The sequence below is a fragment of the Aliiroseovarius sp. CAU 1755 genome (genome assembly GCF_054482655.1).
On sequence record NZ_JBTLRH010000001.1, the window covers coordinates 1,100,329 to 1,115,462 of the forward strand.

The 15,134-nt window shown below is 59.8% G+C and carries 20 protein-coding genes; 7 read left to right on the forward strand and 13 right to left on the reverse strand.

What is annotated here, in order from left to right:
* Window positions 1-3 precede the first annotated feature (3 nt).
* The 11 genes from ACXYMP_RS05445 to ffh form a co-directional block, all read right to left on the reverse strand.
* The gene (locus tag ACXYMP_RS05445) at window positions 4-849 is read right to left on the reverse strand and encodes a DUF6544 family protein (RefSeq protein WP_458904812.1); all 846 of its coding nucleotides are present in this window, start codon (window positions 847-849) and stop codon (window positions 4-6) included.
* Between the two features lie 207 nt (window positions 850-1,056).
* Window positions 1,057-1,224: a hypothetical protein gene (locus ACXYMP_RS05450; protein ID WP_298567737.1), complete on the reverse strand. Its 168-nt coding sequence runs from the start codon at window positions 1,222-1,224 to the stop codon at window positions 1,057-1,059.
* A gap of 334 nt (window positions 1,225-1,558) precedes the next feature.
* On the reverse strand, window positions 1,559-2,383 hold the full coding sequence (trmD, locus tag ACXYMP_RS05455) for a tRNA (guanosine(37)-N1)-methyltransferase TrmD (RefSeq protein ID WP_298567734.1): 825 nt from the start codon (window positions 2,381-2,383) through the stop codon (window positions 1,559-1,561).
* A complete protein-coding gene (locus ACXYMP_RS05460; protein ID WP_298567732.1) occupies window positions 2,383-3,183 on the reverse strand; it encodes a hypothetical protein in 801 nt (266 codons plus the stop codon). Before ACXYMP_RS05460 ends, trmD begins: the two co-directional genes overlap by 1 nt.
* On the reverse strand, window positions 3,180-3,692 hold the full coding sequence (gene rimM, locus ACXYMP_RS05465) for a ribosome maturation factor RimM (RefSeq protein ID WP_458904815.1): 513 nt from the start codon (window positions 3,690-3,692) through the stop codon (window positions 3,180-3,182). Before rimM ends, ACXYMP_RS05460 begins: the two co-directional genes overlap by 4 nt.
* Entirely contained in the window at window positions 3,689-3,838 is a 150-nt protein-coding gene (locus tag ACXYMP_RS05470; RefSeq protein WP_298567727.1) for a hypothetical protein, read from the reverse strand. Before ACXYMP_RS05470 ends, rimM begins: the two co-directional genes overlap by 4 nt.
* 21 nt (window positions 3,839-3,859) lie before the next feature.
* On the reverse strand, window positions 3,860-4,489 hold the full coding sequence (gene bluB, locus ACXYMP_RS05475) for a 5,6-dimethylbenzimidazole synthase (protein WP_298567724.1): 630 nt from the start codon (window positions 4,487-4,489) through the stop codon (window positions 3,860-3,862).
* A gap of 23 nt (window positions 4,490-4,512) precedes the next feature.
* Complete coding sequence (gene rpsP, locus ACXYMP_RS05480) at window positions 4,513-4,926, reverse strand: 30S ribosomal protein S16 (RefSeq protein ID WP_298567720.1); 414 nt, start codon at window positions 4,924-4,926, stop codon at window positions 4,513-4,515.
* A 46-nt stretch (window positions 4,927-4,972) separates the two neighbouring features.
* Window positions 4,973-5,269 carry a chorismate mutase gene (locus tag ACXYMP_RS05485; protein ID WP_248369787.1) on the reverse strand — a complete coding sequence of 99 codons (297 nt, stop codon included), beginning with the start codon at window positions 5,267-5,269 and terminating at the stop codon, window positions 4,973-4,975.
* On the reverse strand, window positions 5,266-5,829 hold the full coding sequence (locus tag ACXYMP_RS05490; RefSeq protein WP_458904818.1) for a GNAT family N-acetyltransferase: 564 nt from the start codon (window positions 5,827-5,829) through the stop codon (window positions 5,266-5,268). Before ACXYMP_RS05490 ends, ACXYMP_RS05485 begins: the two co-directional genes overlap by 4 nt.
* Before the next feature lie 7 nt (window positions 5,830-5,836).
* Window positions 5,837-7,345, reverse strand: coding sequence for a signal recognition particle protein (gene ffh, locus ACXYMP_RS05495; protein WP_248369791.1), 1,509 nt, complete (start codon window positions 7,343-7,345; stop codon window positions 5,837-5,839).
* Window positions 7,346-7,651: 306 nt separating this feature from the next.
* On the opposite strand from ffh, the gene ACXYMP_RS05500 reads away from it, so the two are divergent.
* From ACXYMP_RS05500 to ACXYMP_RS05520, 5 genes are all read left to right on the forward strand, one after another.
* Entirely contained in the window at window positions 7,652-8,059 is a 408-nt protein-coding gene (locus ACXYMP_RS05500) for a universal stress protein (RefSeq protein ID WP_298567709.1), read from the forward strand.
* Window positions 8,060-8,151: 92 nt separating this feature from the next.
* On the forward strand, window positions 8,152-8,541 hold the full coding sequence (locus ACXYMP_RS05505; protein ID WP_458904820.1) for a TFIIB-type zinc ribbon-containing protein: 390 nt from the start codon (window positions 8,152-8,154) through the stop codon (window positions 8,539-8,541).
* Window positions 8,542-8,638: 97 nt separating this feature from the next.
* Complete coding sequence (locus tag ACXYMP_RS05510; RefSeq protein WP_248369797.1) at window positions 8,639-8,959, forward strand: antibiotic biosynthesis monooxygenase family protein; 321 nt, start codon at window positions 8,639-8,641, stop codon at window positions 8,957-8,959.
* Window positions 8,960-8,981: 22 nt separating this feature from the next.
* Window positions 8,982-9,569: a rhodanese-like domain-containing protein gene (locus tag ACXYMP_RS05515; RefSeq protein ID WP_458904823.1), complete on the forward strand. Its 588-nt coding sequence runs from the start codon at window positions 8,982-8,984 to the stop codon at window positions 9,567-9,569.
* Between the two features lie 124 nt (window positions 9,570-9,693).
* Window positions 9,694-10,116, forward strand: coding sequence for a hypothetical protein (locus tag ACXYMP_RS05520; RefSeq protein WP_298567698.1), 423 nt, complete (start codon window positions 9,694-9,696; stop codon window positions 10,114-10,116).
* On the opposite strand, the gene ACXYMP_RS05525 is transcribed toward ACXYMP_RS05520, so the two are convergent.
* Both ACXYMP_RS05525 and ACXYMP_RS05530 read right to left on the reverse strand, forming a co-directional pair.
* On the reverse strand, window positions 10,094-10,588 hold the full coding sequence (locus tag ACXYMP_RS05525; RefSeq protein ID WP_458904825.1) for a YdcF family protein: 495 nt from the start codon (window positions 10,586-10,588) through the stop codon (window positions 10,094-10,096). The two genes, ACXYMP_RS05520 and ACXYMP_RS05525, sit on opposite strands and share 23 nt — an antisense overlap.
* On the reverse strand, window positions 10,585-10,977 hold the full coding sequence (locus tag ACXYMP_RS05530; protein ID WP_458904827.1) for a hypothetical protein: 393 nt from the start codon (window positions 10,975-10,977) through the stop codon (window positions 10,585-10,587). Before ACXYMP_RS05530 ends, ACXYMP_RS05525 begins: the two co-directional genes overlap by 4 nt.
* 193 nt (window positions 10,978-11,170) lie before the next feature.
* Between ACXYMP_RS05530 and ACXYMP_RS05535 the strand changes: the two genes are divergently transcribed.
* Both ACXYMP_RS05535 and ACXYMP_RS05540 read left to right on the forward strand, forming a co-directional pair.
* Window positions 11,171-12,967: an ABC transporter transmembrane domain-containing protein gene (locus ACXYMP_RS05535; protein ID WP_458904829.1), complete on the forward strand. Its 1,797-nt coding sequence runs from the start codon at window positions 11,171-11,173 to the stop codon at window positions 12,965-12,967.
* A 185-nt stretch (window positions 12,968-13,152) separates the two neighbouring features.
* A complete protein-coding gene (locus ACXYMP_RS05540) occupies window positions 13,153-15,045 on the forward strand; it encodes an acyl-CoA synthetase (RefSeq protein WP_298567690.1) in 1,893 nt (630 codons plus the stop codon).
* Window positions 15,046-15,134: the final 89 nt, after the last annotated feature.

Below are 15,134 nucleotides of genomic sequence, written 5' to 3' on the forward strand. Positions count from 1 at the left end.
GGGTTAGCGCTGCGGGGATGGAAACCGGATTTGCGTGACGTCCACAACGAAGAACGGAAAATAGTCATCGGTGCCGAAATGGTTGCCCGCTTCGACATGGGTTGGCAGGCGAAACCCCGCAACGTCTTTAAACGACGAAAGGTATCCGCCGAAGGGCTGCAGGCGAAAGACCTTGTCGGGATTTGCGTTGCTCCATCGTGCAAAGCTGACATGCAGGGGTTGGCCATCATCGGCCACCACAATTTCCACTGTCTGCGCCAAGCTGCCATGGCGCAAGGTGGCGCGGGCCGTGTCTTTGCTGACCGCTTCCCACGTGACACCGGGACCGGGCAAGAAGGTTGCGGGTGACCAGAAAAGCGCTTCGGCGGCATAGCGCCCAAACGCGGATCGCTTGTGGTCCGCATCGCCGCCCAGCCGCGCCACGGGGACCACGCCACCAACCCAGAAACGGGTCCATTTGGCGCTATCTGACCCAGACACGCGCATCACAGCGGACTTGGCTGACATCGACCAGACAAATCCCTCGGGGGCGGCCAACACCTGCTGGGCCGTCATCGCCATGTAATTGGGGGCCTCTTTTGTGCCGAGGCTGAATTTCCCCGCCATCTCAAGCTCGACCACGCGATTAAGGGGGGTTCCGTCGGCGATCGAAAACAGGAAGAACCGGCGCGCGGGGTCGGGCAGGTCTGCGACCATGTCAGAGGAAAACCGGGGTGGCGCGCTGGGTTGGAAGGCGCGCAGGCGCGCTTGCTCGGCTCGATCCGCAATCCGGTCAAGCTGGCGCCATCCAATCATCGTCGCAAGCGCCAATCCAATGGCGACAGAAACCCAGAAGAACGTCATCTGCATGCGAACCTCGATATCTTGCAGCGCAGTTTTGCGTTTTTCACTCTACGGGGTTTGATAGCTTCTGCATCCGTCCTGATGAATGACATGGCTCAAGTGGGCAGCCGGGGGTTTTCTGTTCACGCCATTGCGCGGCCCCGGAACGCAAAGAAGCTGCGCCATGACGATGACGCAGCTTCCCATGCTTTGATGTCCGTGAGTGGTGTTTGGTCAGGTCAGGACGTAAGGCGCCCCAAAATCAAAGCGAGCGGATCGGAAGGTCGGCAGGTGACGTTTCAAGCCAACCTCAGGGCGCGGGGTGCACATCGCGCGTTTCTTTTGCTCCAATATGGTCAGAGCCTTGATGCGGTTCTGTTTCGCCAGAGTCTGCAGGTTCATGTCGTCCACCTTTCTTGCCGTGTTCCGGTCAGTGAAGAGATCAAGTCTTGTAAATCAGTGTGTCGCGAAAAGAGACTAATGAACGGCGGGTCGTGTTTGGCGGGGTCTTTCTGGTTGGTAACGCCGTCGGATAAGTGAGATCAAATGTCGATAACTCACCGTTGCACGCCTAAAAAAAGACACAAATTCACCTTTCTCGGTTCCCCAGAAATGGCGAGTGAAACCTAGACTTAAGTGTTGTTTTTCAGAGGTTTGGGAAACAGTAGGGCGGAAAAGCGCAGACAGTTACACTTTTCGAAACAAAGCCCGCTGCGAAGCCGCCCGCCCGACGCCATCAGCCCTTAGACGAGTCATCCGATTTGAATGCGTTTTGCAGTGCTTTCCAAAGGTCCGGGCGCCGATCTTTGGTGATCTTTTCGCTCATCTCGCGCCGCCATTTGGCAATCTTGCCGTGATGGCCCGAGGTCAGAACCTCGGGAATTTCACGCCCACGCCAGCTGGCAGGGCGGGTGTATTGCGGGTGCTCCAGCAATCCGGCTGAAAAGCTTTCCTCCTCGGTTGAGGTCTCGTTGCCAAGAACGCCGGGCAGCAGGCGCACGGTGGCGTCCAGCATAGCTTGGGCGGCAATTTCGCCGCCGGTCAGAACAAAATCGCCAAGGCTGACTTCTTCGATCTGGTATTCTTCCAACACCCGTTCATCCACGCCTTCAAAGCGACCGCACAGAATGGTCATGCCTGCACCAGCGGCAAATCGATGTGCCATGGCCTGTGTCAGCGGTTTGCCACGTGGCGACATATAAATGATCGGCCATTTCGTGCGATCTTGCGGCACACCAGCTTGCGCCATGTCGATCGCTCGCGCCAACACGTCGGCGCGCAACACCATGCCCGCGCCGCCCCCTGCGGGGGTGTCATCCACGTTGCGATGCCGGCCTTCCCCAAACGGGCGCAGGTCGATGGGGTCCAACCCCCAAAGCCCGTCTTTCAACGCCCGCCCGGTCAGGCTTTCGCCCAGAACACCGGGGAAGGCTGCGGGGAAAAGCGTGATGACTTTCGCCGTCCAAACCCCGGCAAAACGCGGCCTGTCCGTTATCAACTCGCGTGGCTTCAAAGAGGCAGAGACGCTTAGCCGGCCATGAGATTTTGGTGTATCAGACATCAGCGGTCTTTCCTTGCAAGCATCTCGTTTTTCATGTGGCGCAACGTATGCTTGGATTTGCCAGAGCGGTTCAATTCAAGAAATGCGGCCTCCAGTTCGGGGGGCTGGCCTTCGTTGGCGCGCGCCGCCCGCGGCAGTGTGGCGCAGGTCGCAGCATCCACACCGGCAAGTTCAAGAATTGCCGCCGCTGGCCCGTTGTGGTGAGTGCCATAGCTCTCCATCGCGCGGATATGCGTGGTGCAGCCGTCAAGCGCCGAGGCAATGCGCTTGGCCTCCTCCTCCAGATCAATCAGGTTTGGAAATCCCGCTCGAAACTCTTCGAATTCTACGCGCAGGTGGATCGAGCGCAGAAGATGTCCATAAACGCTGCGGATCCATGCCTCGCGTTCGCGGGTGGTGAACAGAAACTCGATCCTGACGTCAGGGCCAAAGCGTTCGCGCAGCAACTGTATCACTGTGCGGCACAGCGGTATGCCGGCGGTCTTGAAATCCTTGATGGTGCGCCTGCGCCACGTCCGGTGGCCGGGCATCACACCGCAAAAGGTTTCGCGCGACAATACGATCGTGTCGGCGTCGGGGATGTCGTCCAGAAAGGCGTGAAACGCCGCGCGAAATTTCGCCATGCGCCATGGAAACGGGCGTTGGGCAAAAACCCGCGCCCGCGCGCCTGCGCTTTTGAAATCATTCTGTCCGTAATAGGCGAAGAACGGAGCAAAGCGCGCGCGATTTTGGGCCAGATAGGATTGCAAACTGGTGGTGCCCGTCTTGTGAAACCCAGCATGCACGATCACGCGCGTCATTCGGGAAACACGCCTTCGGGCGGATCCGCGATGATCCGACCCGCTGCCAGATCGACGGTCGGCACGGCCTCTAGCGTGAAGGGCAGCAGTGCGCCGGTTTTCAGGCCGGGGCCTTGCACTTCCAGCACGTCACTTGCGCCATGGTTGTGAACGGCCGAAACCCGGCCAAGCGCGCGCCCGCCGGTGTCCAGAACGGTCAGGCCGATCAGGTCCGCATGATAGTATTCGTCATCCGGCAGCGTGGGCAGTGCGTCGCGGTCGGCAAAAAGTCTGACACCTTTCAGGGCGTCGGCATCCTCTTTCGTGCGCACGCCGTCGATCCGGGCGGCAAAGCCGTTTTTTATCGGGCGGTCGAGCACGAGGACGAATTGGCGCGCGCCGTTTTCTGACCAAAGAGGGCCATAATCTCCGATGGCTTCAGGGTCGGCACAGAAGCTTTTGACACGCACCTCGCCTTTGACACCAAAAGCGCCTGCAATCGCGCCCACGCAAATTCGGTCGTCGCTCATTTCCCACCTATGCAAATGCCCCGATCCACAGCGCCGCCACGATCAAGGCAGCGATCCGTCATCGAGTTTCGTTCAAACAGCAACCCGGCCAGAAAGCCGGCGCCAACAATCAAGATCAACCGAAAGGGGCGAAAAAGCAAACCCATGGCACAGCTCCCTCGCGGACCCTAGCGTGTTTCAACGGGAAGCGCGCCGCGCCGCGTTTCCCAGCCTGAAAGCTCAAGCTCCGGGCGGTCGTCAACACTGTCCGGCCAGCCCAGACAAAAATAGCCAATCAACTGCCAGCCCTTGGGCACGTCAAGGTCGCGGCAAAGCCGGTCAGGGTCAAGGATCGACACCCAGCCCAGCCCAAGGCCACGCGCGCGAACGGCAAGCCAGAACAGCATGATGGCAGACACCACCGAATAGCGCCGCATCTCGGGCATGGTGCCCGCGCCCAAGCCTGCGCCCTTGTCGGTCGCCTCGTCGCAGAACACCGCCAATTGGACGGGGGCATCCTGCATTCCTGACAGCTTCAACCCGGCATAGAGCTTGGCCTTGTTGCCGGAATAACCCCGCAAAGCGTCGTCGTTGGCGGCCGAGAAGTTGTCCAGCGCCGCGGCGCGGGCCGCATCGCTTTCGACGCGGATCACCCGCCATGGTTCCGACAGCCCCACGGACGGGGCCAGCAAAAACGCGTCGAGGCACTCTTGCAAGAGCGCCTCGTCCACAGGATCTGGGCGAAAGCGGCGCACATCGCGCCGCCAACGCATCAGATCTTTAAGATCCGACTGAAACGCCTTGGAAAAGGTGTGCATGTCAGATCAGCCCTGACCCGGATTTATTCTTCCGCAGTCGCTTCTTCGGCAGGTGCTTCCGCAGGGGCTTCGGCAGGGGCAGCAGCGGCTTCAGCAGCGGCAGCGGCCTTGTCAGCTTTTTCCTGCACGCGGTCTTTGGCTTTCTGACCCGGCTCACCTTTTTTCAGGTTTGCACGGTCTTTCTTGGCCAGCACACCAGCAGCTTCCAGGAAGCGCGACACACGGTCAGTCGGCTGCGCGCCTTGGTCCAACCAATACTGAATGCGTTCCATGTCCAGCTTCACACGCTCTTCCGAATCTTTCGGCAGCAGCGGGTTATAGGTGCCCAGCTTTTCGATGAAGCGGCCATCGCGCGGCATGCGCGAGTCGGTTGCAACAACGCGGTAGAAGGGACGTTTTTTCGAGCCACCACGGGCAAGACGAATTTTCATAGCCATGAGAGTTTTCCTTTTTTCTAGCTATTTGAGCGGGGCAGGGCCCCAATCATTCTTGGTGTTTCTTGTGATGCCTGATGACCTCGTCGATGACGAAGTTCAGGAATTTCTTGGCGAATTCGGGGTCCAGATTGGCGCGGCGCGCCAGGTCTTCCAGACGTTCGATCTGTTGGGCTTCGCGGGTCGGGTCCGACGGGGGCAGGTCGTGTTCGGCTTTAAGTTTGCCCACCGCTTGCGTGTGTTTGAACCGCTCGCCCAGCGTGTAGACAAGGATCGCGTCCAGCCGGTCGATCGACTGACGATGGTCATTCAAAAGCTCTGCGGCGCGGGTTGCTGCGTCGGTCATGCGTAAGCCTCCGGTGTGCCGTCTGCGTCGGGCGCGGGGTGGCGCCAAACGTCATAGCTGTCGTCTTCGTCCTCAAATCGCGGAGCGTTTGCGTCGATCACGCAGCCCAAACGCTTGGCCAGCGCGGCAGAGCGGGCATTTTCGTGATCCACGTAACTGACGAAGCTTTGGATGTCGGTATGGCTGTAAGCCCAGTTGATGGCAGCCACGGCGGCCTCGTGGGCATACCCCTTACCCTCATGCGAATCCGACCAAAGCGACCATGCGATCTCGGGCTCGGGCCAGCCTTCGGGGCACCACGGGCCAACCCAACCGATGGGGGTTCCGTCTGCTTTGTCAGTCGCGATGAAAGGGCCATAGTCTCTTATCACCCAATGACCAATGGAGTGACCAAAGGCGCGCCAGATTGTGCGTCGCGTGTTGTCGCTCTTGGGTCCGCCGCCTACAAATTCCGCACGCGGGTTTTCCATCAGGAAATTGCGAAACGCGTCCCAATCGCCAGCTTCTGGCGGGCGCAGCACAAGGCGCGGTGTGGTGATATGATCGAAGGGCAGTTTCACGACCGGCTTACTTCTTCTTCCCAAAGCCGGACAGGCCGGGGGGCAATCCGCCACCGCCCAGACCGGGCAGACCACCCTTGGCGCCCAGTTGCTTGGCCGCTGCTTCCAGCGCTTTGGGGTCCATCGACGACGGGTCCATTCCGCCCATGTCCGGCATCCCGCCGCCCTTGCCGAACATGCCGGACATGGCTTGTTTCAGCATCTTGCCTTTGCCCATCTTGCCCATCTTCTTCATCATGTCGCCCATCTGGCGCTGCATTTTCAGAAGCTTGTTCAGCTCGGACACTTCCATGCCCGCCCCTTTGGCGATGCGCTTCTTGCGGCTGGCTTGCAGAATCTGAGGGTTGGCGCGTTCGCGTTTGGTCATCGACTGGATCAGCGCGATCTGCTGTTTCAGAACCTTGTCGTCCATGCCGGCGTCTTCGGCTTGTTTGGCCATCTTTTTCATGCCCGGCATCATTCCCATGATCCCTTGCATGCCGCCCATCTTGATCATCTGCTCCAACTGCATTTTCAGGTCGTTCATGTTGAACTGACCCTTCTGGAAGCGTTTCATCATACGCTCGGCCTGTTCGGCCTCGATGGTTTCTTGGGCTTTTTCGACCAGCGAAACAATGTCGCCCATGCCAAGGATGCGACCGGCGATCCGCTCAGGCTCGAACGTTTCAAGCGCGTCCATTTTTTCGCCAAGGCCGACGTATTTGATCGGCTTGCCGGTAACGGCGCGCATCGATAGGGCAGCGCCGCCGCGTCCGTCGCCATCCATCCGGGTCAGAACGACGCCAGAAATGCCGACCTTGTCGTCGAATTCCTGCGCAACTTCGACGGCGACCTGACCGGTCAGGCCATCGACCACCAGAAGCGTTTCGCGCGGGGTGACGACCTTCGAGACCTGCTCGACCTCGTCCATCAGGACTTCGTCGATATGCAAACGACCGGCGGTGTCGAGCATATAGACGTCATAGCCGCCCATCGTCGCCTGCTGCTTGGCGCGTTTGGCGATGTCGACGGGTTTCTGGCCGGGCACGATCGGCAATGTGTCGACACCAACCTGCGTGCCGAGAATGGCCAATTGGTCCATAGCGGCGGGTCGATACACGTCAAGCGACGCCATCAGCACGCGCTTGCCGTCTTTTTCTTTCAAACGCTTGGCCAGCTTGGCGGTCGTCGTCGTTTTACCACCACCTTGCAGACCGACCATCAGGATCGGGGCAGGGGGGCTGTCGATTTTCAAAGCGCCCGGTTCACCTTCGCCGGTCAGAACCTCGACCAGCGCATCGTGCACGATTTTCACGACCTGCTGGCCGGGGGTCACGGACTTGGTGACGGCTTGGCCGGTGGCCTGTTCTTGCACTTTCTTGACGAAGTCGCGCGCGACGGGCAGCGAAACGTCGGCCTCAAGCAAGGCCACACGGACCTCACGAAGCGCAGTTTTCACGTCATCCTCGGACAGCGCACCCTGTTTCGTCAGGCGGTCAAAGACACCGGATAGGCGGTCTGACAGGCTCTCGAACATATCTCGGCTCCTTTGCCGTTTCATTTGCCCCTTAGATAAGGGGCGGGCTGCGCAAATCCAAATCTCAAACCAGTGACGCCCCTGTGGGCGCAACGCGCTGACAGGGGGCGATCCCGGCATAAGCCATGGGACCGGAAGCATAACGACTCCCGGAGTTGGGGCGGAAATAGACCGCTTGGCCCAAGCTGTCAAGGAAAGCAGCGCAACTGGCGGCGGCCCGGCGCCAATTGACCTGTATCATGGTTGGGCGCGGCGGTGTGCCGTATCCAGAAAGGGAATGAACAACTCAAACACAGGAGCACCGAGATGTATAAGAATGTCCTCGTGCCGATCGCTCTGGATCATGAGCGCGATACCAAAGAAGCTCTCAGCATTGCGAAAGCCATCGCCGAAAAAGGTGCCAAGATCACGGCCCTTCATGTGATGGAAGAAGTACCCGCCTATGTCGCTCAATACCTGCCCGAAGGTCAGTTGGAAGATAACGTGCAGGAACTGGCAGCACGTATGAAGGAAGAACTGGCGGGAGAGCACGATATCGACATCAAGGTGGTGTCCGGTCATGCCGGCCACGCGATTGTCGATTATGCCAAACATAACGGGGTCGATTGCATTGTCGTGGCCTCGCACCGGCCGGGTCTGACGGATTTCTTCCTTGGGTCGACCGCCGCCCGCGTTGTGCGCCACGCACCGTGCGCCGTGCATGTGTCGCGGTAATTCGCCGATAACAAAAACGTTGCCAAAGCGGGTCCTTGTGGCCCGCTTTTTCGTCCCTACATCCTTGGCAGGAAACACGGAGGAACCAGCACATGAAATGCCCGATTGACGGAACTGAACTGAAGATGTCCGAGCGTCAGGGGGTCGAGATCGACTATTGCCCTGAATGCCGGGGTGTTTGGTTGGATCGTGGCGAGCTGGATAAGATCATCGAAAAAGCGACCCCGGCGGTCGTGCTGCCTGACCCTGATCCGGTGGCCCCACCCCCGCCGCCCATGCCCGACCCGGTTGTGGCCCGCGAGCCGCGCCCGAAGCGCTATGACAAACGCGCGGATGAGGGCTATCGCAAGCGATCAGACCGCGACCGATATCGCGACGATTATGACGATGACGATGACGATGACGACGATTATCGACATGGGCGGCGCTATGAGAAGCGCAAGCGCAAGTCGATCCTGTCCGAGATTTTTGACTTCGATTGAGACCGGGTGGGGGTGAGCCATTTCCGCCCACCCCCAAATCTCGTATTCATCTGTCGCGCGAAAGGCATTAGGCTTTCCTTACCAACAGGAGGAAGCCATGCCCAAGATCAGCAAAGCCCCCGATTATCAAACCGTTATCACCACGTTCGAGATGACGCCCGGCACCTGCCAGGATCTTCTGGACGCGCTGACGGATGCCTATCATCAATTCATATCCAAGCAGCCGGGTTTTGTGGCGGCTGGGTTGCACGTCAATGACGCCCAAACACGGATCGCCAATTATTCCCAGTGGAAACGGCGAGAAGATTTTCAGGCCATGCTGCGCACGGACGAGATGCGCGAACGCAACCGCGTCATCGCAACCCTGTGCAAAAGCTTCGAACCGGTCATGTATGACGTGTTCGAAACCTTCGACTGACCTGCGTGGAAAGGGACCCCAAATGAAAAGATCTATTGCCATTTTGGTCGCCACCCTGCTGGCGACCCCTGTGTTGGCGGAGGGTGTGAACATCCGCCCCGACATCGCGTCGGTCACCGTCGATACTGCCGCCGGTCCGGTCGAAATTACCCGCAACCCCGATCAGGACAACCAAGTCACGGGGGAATGGGCGCGGACCTCGCGGCCGTGTCCGAATTTTTGCGTGCAACCGATGGTGCCCGCCCCCGGCGTGACGCCAATCGGCGAACTTGAAATGCTTGAGATGCTGCAGAACCCCGACGTGATGGTGATCGACAGCCGGGTGCCGCAAGATCACGCGGGCGGCACGATCCCCGGCGCGATCTCGATCCCGTATAATGAAGCCGCCGACCGGCTGGACGAAATGGGCTGCGAGGTTGACTTCGACGGGTTCGATTGCGAAGGCGCCAAGCCCGTCGCTCTGTTTTGCAACGGCAATTGGTGCGGTCAGTCCCCGACCGCAGCCCGGCGCATGATCGAAGCCGGCTTTCCCGCCGACAAGATCCACTATTATCGCGGCGGTATGCAGGCATGGCGGATGCTGGGCTTGACGGTGTCGGACCCGCAATAGGACAGCCCCTTGGTGCGGCAATCGACCTGTCGCACCAAGGTCGCACTGCTTGTCGCAATGCCGTGTGATCATTGACCTGCGCCCTTTCCGACCCCAGATAGGGTCAGAGCAAAGGAGAGAGCACATGTCCCACGAGACAGTATTCCGCCGTTTTACACGGATGGCCGCTGCCACGACAATGGCCGCTGCGATTGCCGTCACTTTGCCCGTTGCCGCCCATGCGCAAGAGCTGATCGGCTCATACGTGGCGTATATCGGCAAACCAGACCTTCATAACTCCAAAGGCGCGCGACTGACCCAACCGTGGCAGATTCTGCGTCAGGACCGGGCGAATTTCCACCGCTTCGGCATCAGCCAACCCGGCGATGAATGGGATCCGTTCTTCGGGTCGATCAAAAACCGCGAGACCATGGAACGTATGGTCCAGAACGGCTCGATTGATGCGAAAGCCGCCCGCAACCTGATCGATGGTGGCGCGGTCGTGTTCGTGCGGATTTATGGGCAGGGCAATACCGGAACGTCAGTCACGGTGACCGTCTCGAAATAGTGCGGCCCATGCGGCGGGTGGCGTATAAGGCCAGTGCCGCGCCTTCTCGCAGATAGACGCGCAACCGTTTGCGCCACGACAATTGCCCGAGCGCGGGACTTTTCACTTGCACCGACACCCCCATCTCGCGCGCGATCAGTCCGGCGCGTGGGGCGTGGTGGCGATCTGTCACCAACGTGATCTGCGCGCCCGGTGGCAATAGGGGCAGAGAAAAGCGTATGTTTTCCAATGTGTTGGATGATTGGCTTTCGCAAGAAATTGCTGATGCGGGCACGCCGGCCTGCACGCAGATCTCGTAGATCAGCTCCGCTTCGCTGACCCCGGCTTTTGGCACCCCGCCCGAGGCGACAATCTGATCAACGACCCCGCTCAGATACAGCTGCGCGGCTGTGTCGGCCCGGCGCTGTAACGCAGGCGAAGGCCCCCCGTCCGGGCGCACGGCAGCCCCCAGAACAATCGCGACACGTGTCATTCGCGATAGCTGCGGCGGCAGGCTTCGGTCGTCGCCACCGCTTTCGGTTTGAGCTTGGCGAGTTTCGCTTTCATCTGCGCCAGCTTTGCCCGCTCTTGCCCCAAATCGACGTTGACCGGGGTTTCCAGTGGGTGAAACCGGGTGCGGTTGCACGGAAAAGGCCGGCGCTTTTTGTCGTAACAGACGCGGGTTTGCGTATAGGGAATCGACTGCCGGTGCAGCGCATAGCCGCGCTCTATTGTCGCTTCGGTTGTCTTGATCTGCGCTTCAAGCGCGCGGGTGTCGGCGGTGGCTTGCGCGATGCAGCGCTGCTGCGGCGTTGCGCAGGCGGCAAGCAAAAACAGCGTCGAAGCGCCTGACAGCGCACAAAAACGGGCAATGTTCAGCATTTACATGGCTCCTTTCGGTGGGCCGGTCTTGGGTCAGAAGTCTAACTTGCAACGAACGGCAGCGAAAGCACCCATGACGTGCCTGCCTGACCAAGGCGTGCGACCGGCACGCGCTTTCAAGCAGGGCGGAGGCGCAGATCGGCTTGTGCGCGGGCGCCTGCGCGGCTATCTCTGCCCGAAAGGAGCAGTGAACATGGCAAGACAAGCAGGGGCGTCCAGCGTCGAAATGGACGAACGCGAGAAATCCAAACGTATTGGCGCGCTGGCGGGTCTATGGCCGTTCATGAGCCCGTATCGCTTGTGGATATTGGCGGCGTTCTGCGCGCTTGTGTTTACCGCCGGCATTTCGCTGATCCTGCCGATTGCCGTGCGCCGGGTCGTGGACGGGTTTGGCGAGGCGACCAACCAGTTGCTCGACAAGTATTTCCTGGCCGCCCTCGTGGTCGCCAGTTTGCTCGCCGTGGGCACGGGTCTGCGCTATTATCTGGTGACCCGTCTGGGTGAACGGATCGTGGCGGACATCCGCAAGGCCGTCTTCGCCCGTGTCGTCGGCCTGAGCCCGGCGTTCTACGAGAAGATCATGACCGGCGAGGTGCTCAGCCGGATCACAACAGATACAACGCTGATCCTGTCGGTGATTGGGTCGTCTGTGTCCGTCGCCCTGCGCAACGTGTTTATCTTCTTTGGCGGGATGATCCTGATGCTGCTGACATCGGCCAAGCTGACGGGGCTGGTGCTGCTGATCGTGCCGATCGTGATTGTGCCGATCATCCTGTTGGGCCGCCGTCTGCGTATACTTGGCCGCGAAAACCAGGAATGGATCGCCAAAAGCTCGGGCAATGCGTCCGAGGCGCTGTCATCGGTGCAAACCGTGCAAGCCTTCACCCACGAGGATCTTAGCCGCGGCGAATTCGCCGGACTGACCGAGGAAAGCTTTATCTCTGCCAAGCATCGCATCGCGACGCGCGCGATCATGACGGTGATTGTCATCTCACTGATCTTTTCGGGCGTTGTGGGCGTGTTGTGGATCGGTATGCGCGACGTGACGGGGGGCAACATCTCGATCGGGGCGCTGGTCCAGTTCGTAATCTATTCCGTGATGGTCGCGGGTGCCGTTGGCGCCCTGTCCGAAATCTGGAGCGAACTGCAGCGCGCCGCAGGTGCCACGGAACGTCTGGTCGAGCTTCTGAACGCAGAGGATGCGGTCAAGGATCCGGAAAACCCGGTGACGATCACCACCCGCCCCGAAGGCGAGATTTCGTTCGAGGATGTCACTTTCCACTACCCCGCGCGACCCAATCAGGCAGCGCTTGAGGGGATATCGCTGAAGGTCGCCCCCGGCGAAACCGTGGCATTGGTTGGCCCGTCAGGGGCTGGCAAATCGACGATCATCCAGCTTATTCAGCGCTTTTATGACCCAGAAGAGGGCGCGGTGAAGTTGGACGGCATTGATCTTCGCGATATGCGCCGCGACGATTTCCGCAAATATGTAGCTTTGGTGCCGCAAGATGCGGTCATCTTCGCCGCCTCGGCACGTGAAAACATCCGCTTTGGGCGCCCCGACGCCTCTGATGCTGAGGTTGAAGCCGCCGCCCGCGCTGCTGCCGCTCACGAGTTTCTTGAAAAGCTGCCCGAAGGGTTCAACACCTATGTGGGCGAACGCGGTGTGATGCTGTCGGGCGGTCAAAAGCAACGCATCGCCATCGCCCGCGCGATCCTGCGCGACGCGCCGATCCTTCTGTTGGACGAAGCGACATCGGCGCTGGATGCCGAAAGCGAACGCCTTGTTCAACACGCGGTGGATGAACTTGCACAAGGCCGCACCACGTTGATCGTGGCGCACCGTCTGGCCACAGTGAAGAAGGCCGACCGGATCGTTGTCTTTGACGAAGGTCGCATCGTGGCCCAGGGAACACACGACGAACTCGTGGCCGAGGACGGCCTGTATGCCCGCCTCGCGCGCCTGCAATTCACCGAAGGTATGGCCTGAAATTTTCCCACAGGTGAACGTCTGCGCGCAGACCCTTGCTTGGGTAGGCTGCGGTAAGGGCGTTGTGCCATTGCCCATGCGTCACCTCGTTTTCCACGTCACGTCACTCTTGCGGGGCAGGGCATTTGCGACCATGCTGAGGGCAAATGGCCGCCCGAACACGCGGGCGCAGGGGAGGACACCATATGTATGATTTTGGCTCGATGAAGGACCGCAACGCGGTCGAGGCCGAAATGAGCTGGGACGCACGCGACAAGCCTGTCACGCTCTATCAAATGCTGGAACGCACAGCGAAGAAGTTTCCAGATCGACCGTCGGCATCGTATCAACTGACCTCAGGTCCGACTGACGCCAAGGAAACCGTGACGTGGCGGGAAATGCTGGAACGCACCTGTCAGGCGGCAAACCTGTTTCGCTCGCTTGGCATCGGCGAAAAGGATGTGGTCGCCTTCCTGCTGCCCAATTGCAACGAGACGATCTATACCTTGATGGGCGGCGCAATCGCCGGCGTCGTCAATCCGATCAACCCGCTTCTGGACGCCGAGCAAGTGTCGGGCATCCTGCGCGAAACCGGGGCCAAGGTTCTGGTCACGCTGAAGTCTTTCCCGAAAGCTGACGTGGCCCAATTGGCGGCGAAGTCCGTCGCGATGGCCCCCGATGTGCATACAGTGCTCGAGATTGACCTGAACCGTTACCTCAGCCCGCCCAAAAGCTGGCTGGTGCCGCTTCTGCGCCCGAAAAACCCGGTGACGCACAAAGCGAAGGTTCTGGATTTCGTCGCAGAGATGTCGCGCCAGAACACCACACTCGATTTTGAAGACACGCCCGAAGATCGCATTGCCGCCTATTTCCACACCGGTGGCACGACTGGCACGCCCAAAGTGGCGCAGCACAAATATTCCGGCATGGTCTATAACGGCTGGCTTGGGTCGAGCTTGCTGTTTGACGAAAACGACGTGATCATCTGCCCGCTGCCTCTGTTCCACGTCTTTGCCGTGCACGTGATCTGGATGTCGGTTCTGATGGCGGGCAGCCATTTCGTTCACCCGACACCTGCGGGCTATCGCGGGGAAGGGGTGTTCGACAATTTCTGGAAACTTGTCGAGCGCTACAAGGTCAGTTTCATGATCACCGTCCCAACAGCCATTTCTGCGTTGATGCAGCGGCCTGTGGATGCGGATGTGTCGTCGCTCAAGACAGCCTTTTCGGGGTCGGCCCCGCTGCCGATCGAGCTTTACAACCGCTTTGTTGCCGCAACCGGCGTGACGATCGTCGAAGGCTATGGGCTGACCGAGGCCACCTGCCTCGTGTCCTGCAACCCACCAACGGGCGACAAGAAGGTCGGGTCGGTGGGCGTGCCGTTCCCTTATACGGATGTGAAAATCCTGACCTGCGATGATACGGGGACCGTCTTGAAAGAGCATGACGTGGATGAGGTGGGCGAGATCTGCCTGTCCAACCCCGGTGTGTTCGCGGGCAACACCTATACAGAAGAGGCCAAGAACAATGGTCTGTTCGCCTATGACACTTACCTGCGGACCGGTGATCTGGGTCGCCTTGATGAAGATGGCTATCTGTGGATCACGGGCCGCGCCAAGGACCTGATCATCCGCGGTGGACACAATATCGACCCTGCCGAAATCGAAGAGGTTCTGGCCGGGCACGACGCGGTCGCCTTCGTCGGGGCCATCGGCCAGCCGGACAGCTATTCAGGCGAACTGCCCTGCGCCTATGTTGAACTGGTTGGCGGTGCGTCGGTCACAACCGACGAACTTATGGCCTATGCCAAGAAGCACATCCACGAGAAAGCCGCCCTGCCCAAACATATCGAGATCTTGGACGAGCTGCCCAAGACAGCGGTCGGCAAAGTGTTCAAGCCCGACCTGCGCAAATCAGCGATCACCCGGGTCTATGACAAGGCGCTGGCTGATGCGGGGCACGCGGCGCATGTGGTTGAAGTGATCGACGACAAGAAGCGCGGACTGGTGGCGCGGTTGCGCGCTACAGGCGACGTGGACCACGATGCGGTCTCGCATTGTCTGGGTGAATTTACCCGTCCGTTTGAATGGATGGACTAGGCACCGTCCTGACTTGCTTGGCCCAAATCGCCAGAGCCCGAAACTGAAAAGGCGCGCCAGAACGGCGCGCCTTTTCCATTCGTCCAGAA

Coding starts and splice junctions, on each gene's coding strand:
- ACXYMP_RS05445 (WP_458904812.1), bottom strand. CDS start 849: ATGCAGATGACGTTCTTCTGGGTTTCTGTCGCCATTGGATTGGCGCTT.
- ACXYMP_RS05450 (WP_298567737.1), bottom strand. CDS start 1,224: ATGAACCTGCAGACTCTGGCGAAACAGAACCGCATCAAGGCTCTGACC.
- trmD (WP_298567734.1), bottom strand. CDS start 2,383: ATGTCTGATACACCAAAATCTCATGGCCGGCTAAGCGTCTCTGCCTCT.
- ACXYMP_RS05460 (WP_298567732.1), bottom strand. CDS start 3,183: ATGACGCGCGTGATCGTGCATGCTGGGTTTCACAAGACGGGCACCACC.
- rimM (WP_458904815.1), bottom strand. CDS start 3,692: ATGAGCGACGACCGAATTTGCGTGGGCGCGATTGCAGGCGCTTTTGGT.
- ACXYMP_RS05470 (WP_298567727.1), bottom strand. CDS start 3,838: ATGGGTTTGCTTTTTCGCCCCTTTCGGTTGATCTTGATTGTTGGCGCC.
- bluB (WP_298567724.1), bottom strand. CDS start 4,489: ATGCACACCTTTTCCAAGGCGTTTCAGTCGGATCTTAAAGATCTGATG.
- rpsP (WP_298567720.1), bottom strand. CDS start 4,926: ATGGCTATGAAAATTCGTCTTGCCCGTGGTGGCTCGAAAAAACGTCCC.
- ACXYMP_RS05485 (WP_248369787.1), bottom strand. CDS start 5,269: ATGACCGACGCAGCAACCCGCGCCGCAGAGCTTTTGAATGACCATCGT.
- ffh (WP_248369791.1), bottom strand. CDS start 7,345: ATGTTCGAGAGCCTGTCAGACCGCCTATCCGGTGTCTTTGACCGCCTG.
- ACXYMP_RS05500 (WP_298567709.1), top strand. CDS start 7,652: ATGTATAAGAATGTCCTCGTGCCGATCGCTCTGGATCATGAGCGCGAT.
- ACXYMP_RS05505 (WP_458904820.1), top strand. CDS start 8,152: ATGAAATGCCCGATTGACGGAACTGAACTGAAGATGTCCGAGCGTCAG.
- ACXYMP_RS05510 (WP_248369797.1), top strand. CDS start 8,639: ATGCCCAAGATCAGCAAAGCCCCCGATTATCAAACCGTTATCACCACG.
- ACXYMP_RS05515 (WP_458904823.1), top strand. CDS start 8,982: ATGAAAAGATCTATTGCCATTTTGGTCGCCACCCTGCTGGCGACCCCT.
- ACXYMP_RS05520 (WP_298567698.1), top strand. CDS start 9,694: ATGTCCCACGAGACAGTATTCCGCCGTTTTACACGGATGGCCGCTGCC.
- ACXYMP_RS05525 (WP_458904825.1), bottom strand. CDS start 10,588: ATGACACGTGTCGCGATTGTTCTGGGGGCTGCCGTGCGCCCGGACGGG.
- ACXYMP_RS05530 (WP_458904827.1), bottom strand. CDS start 10,977: ATGCTGAACATTGCCCGTTTTTGTGCGCTGTCAGGCGCTTCGACGCTG.
- ACXYMP_RS05535 (WP_458904829.1), top strand. CDS start 11,171: ATGGCAAGACAAGCAGGGGCGTCCAGCGTCGAAATGGACGAACGCGAG.
- ACXYMP_RS05540 (WP_298567690.1), top strand. CDS start 13,153: ATGTATGATTTTGGCTCGATGAAGGACCGCAACGCGGTCGAGGCCGAA.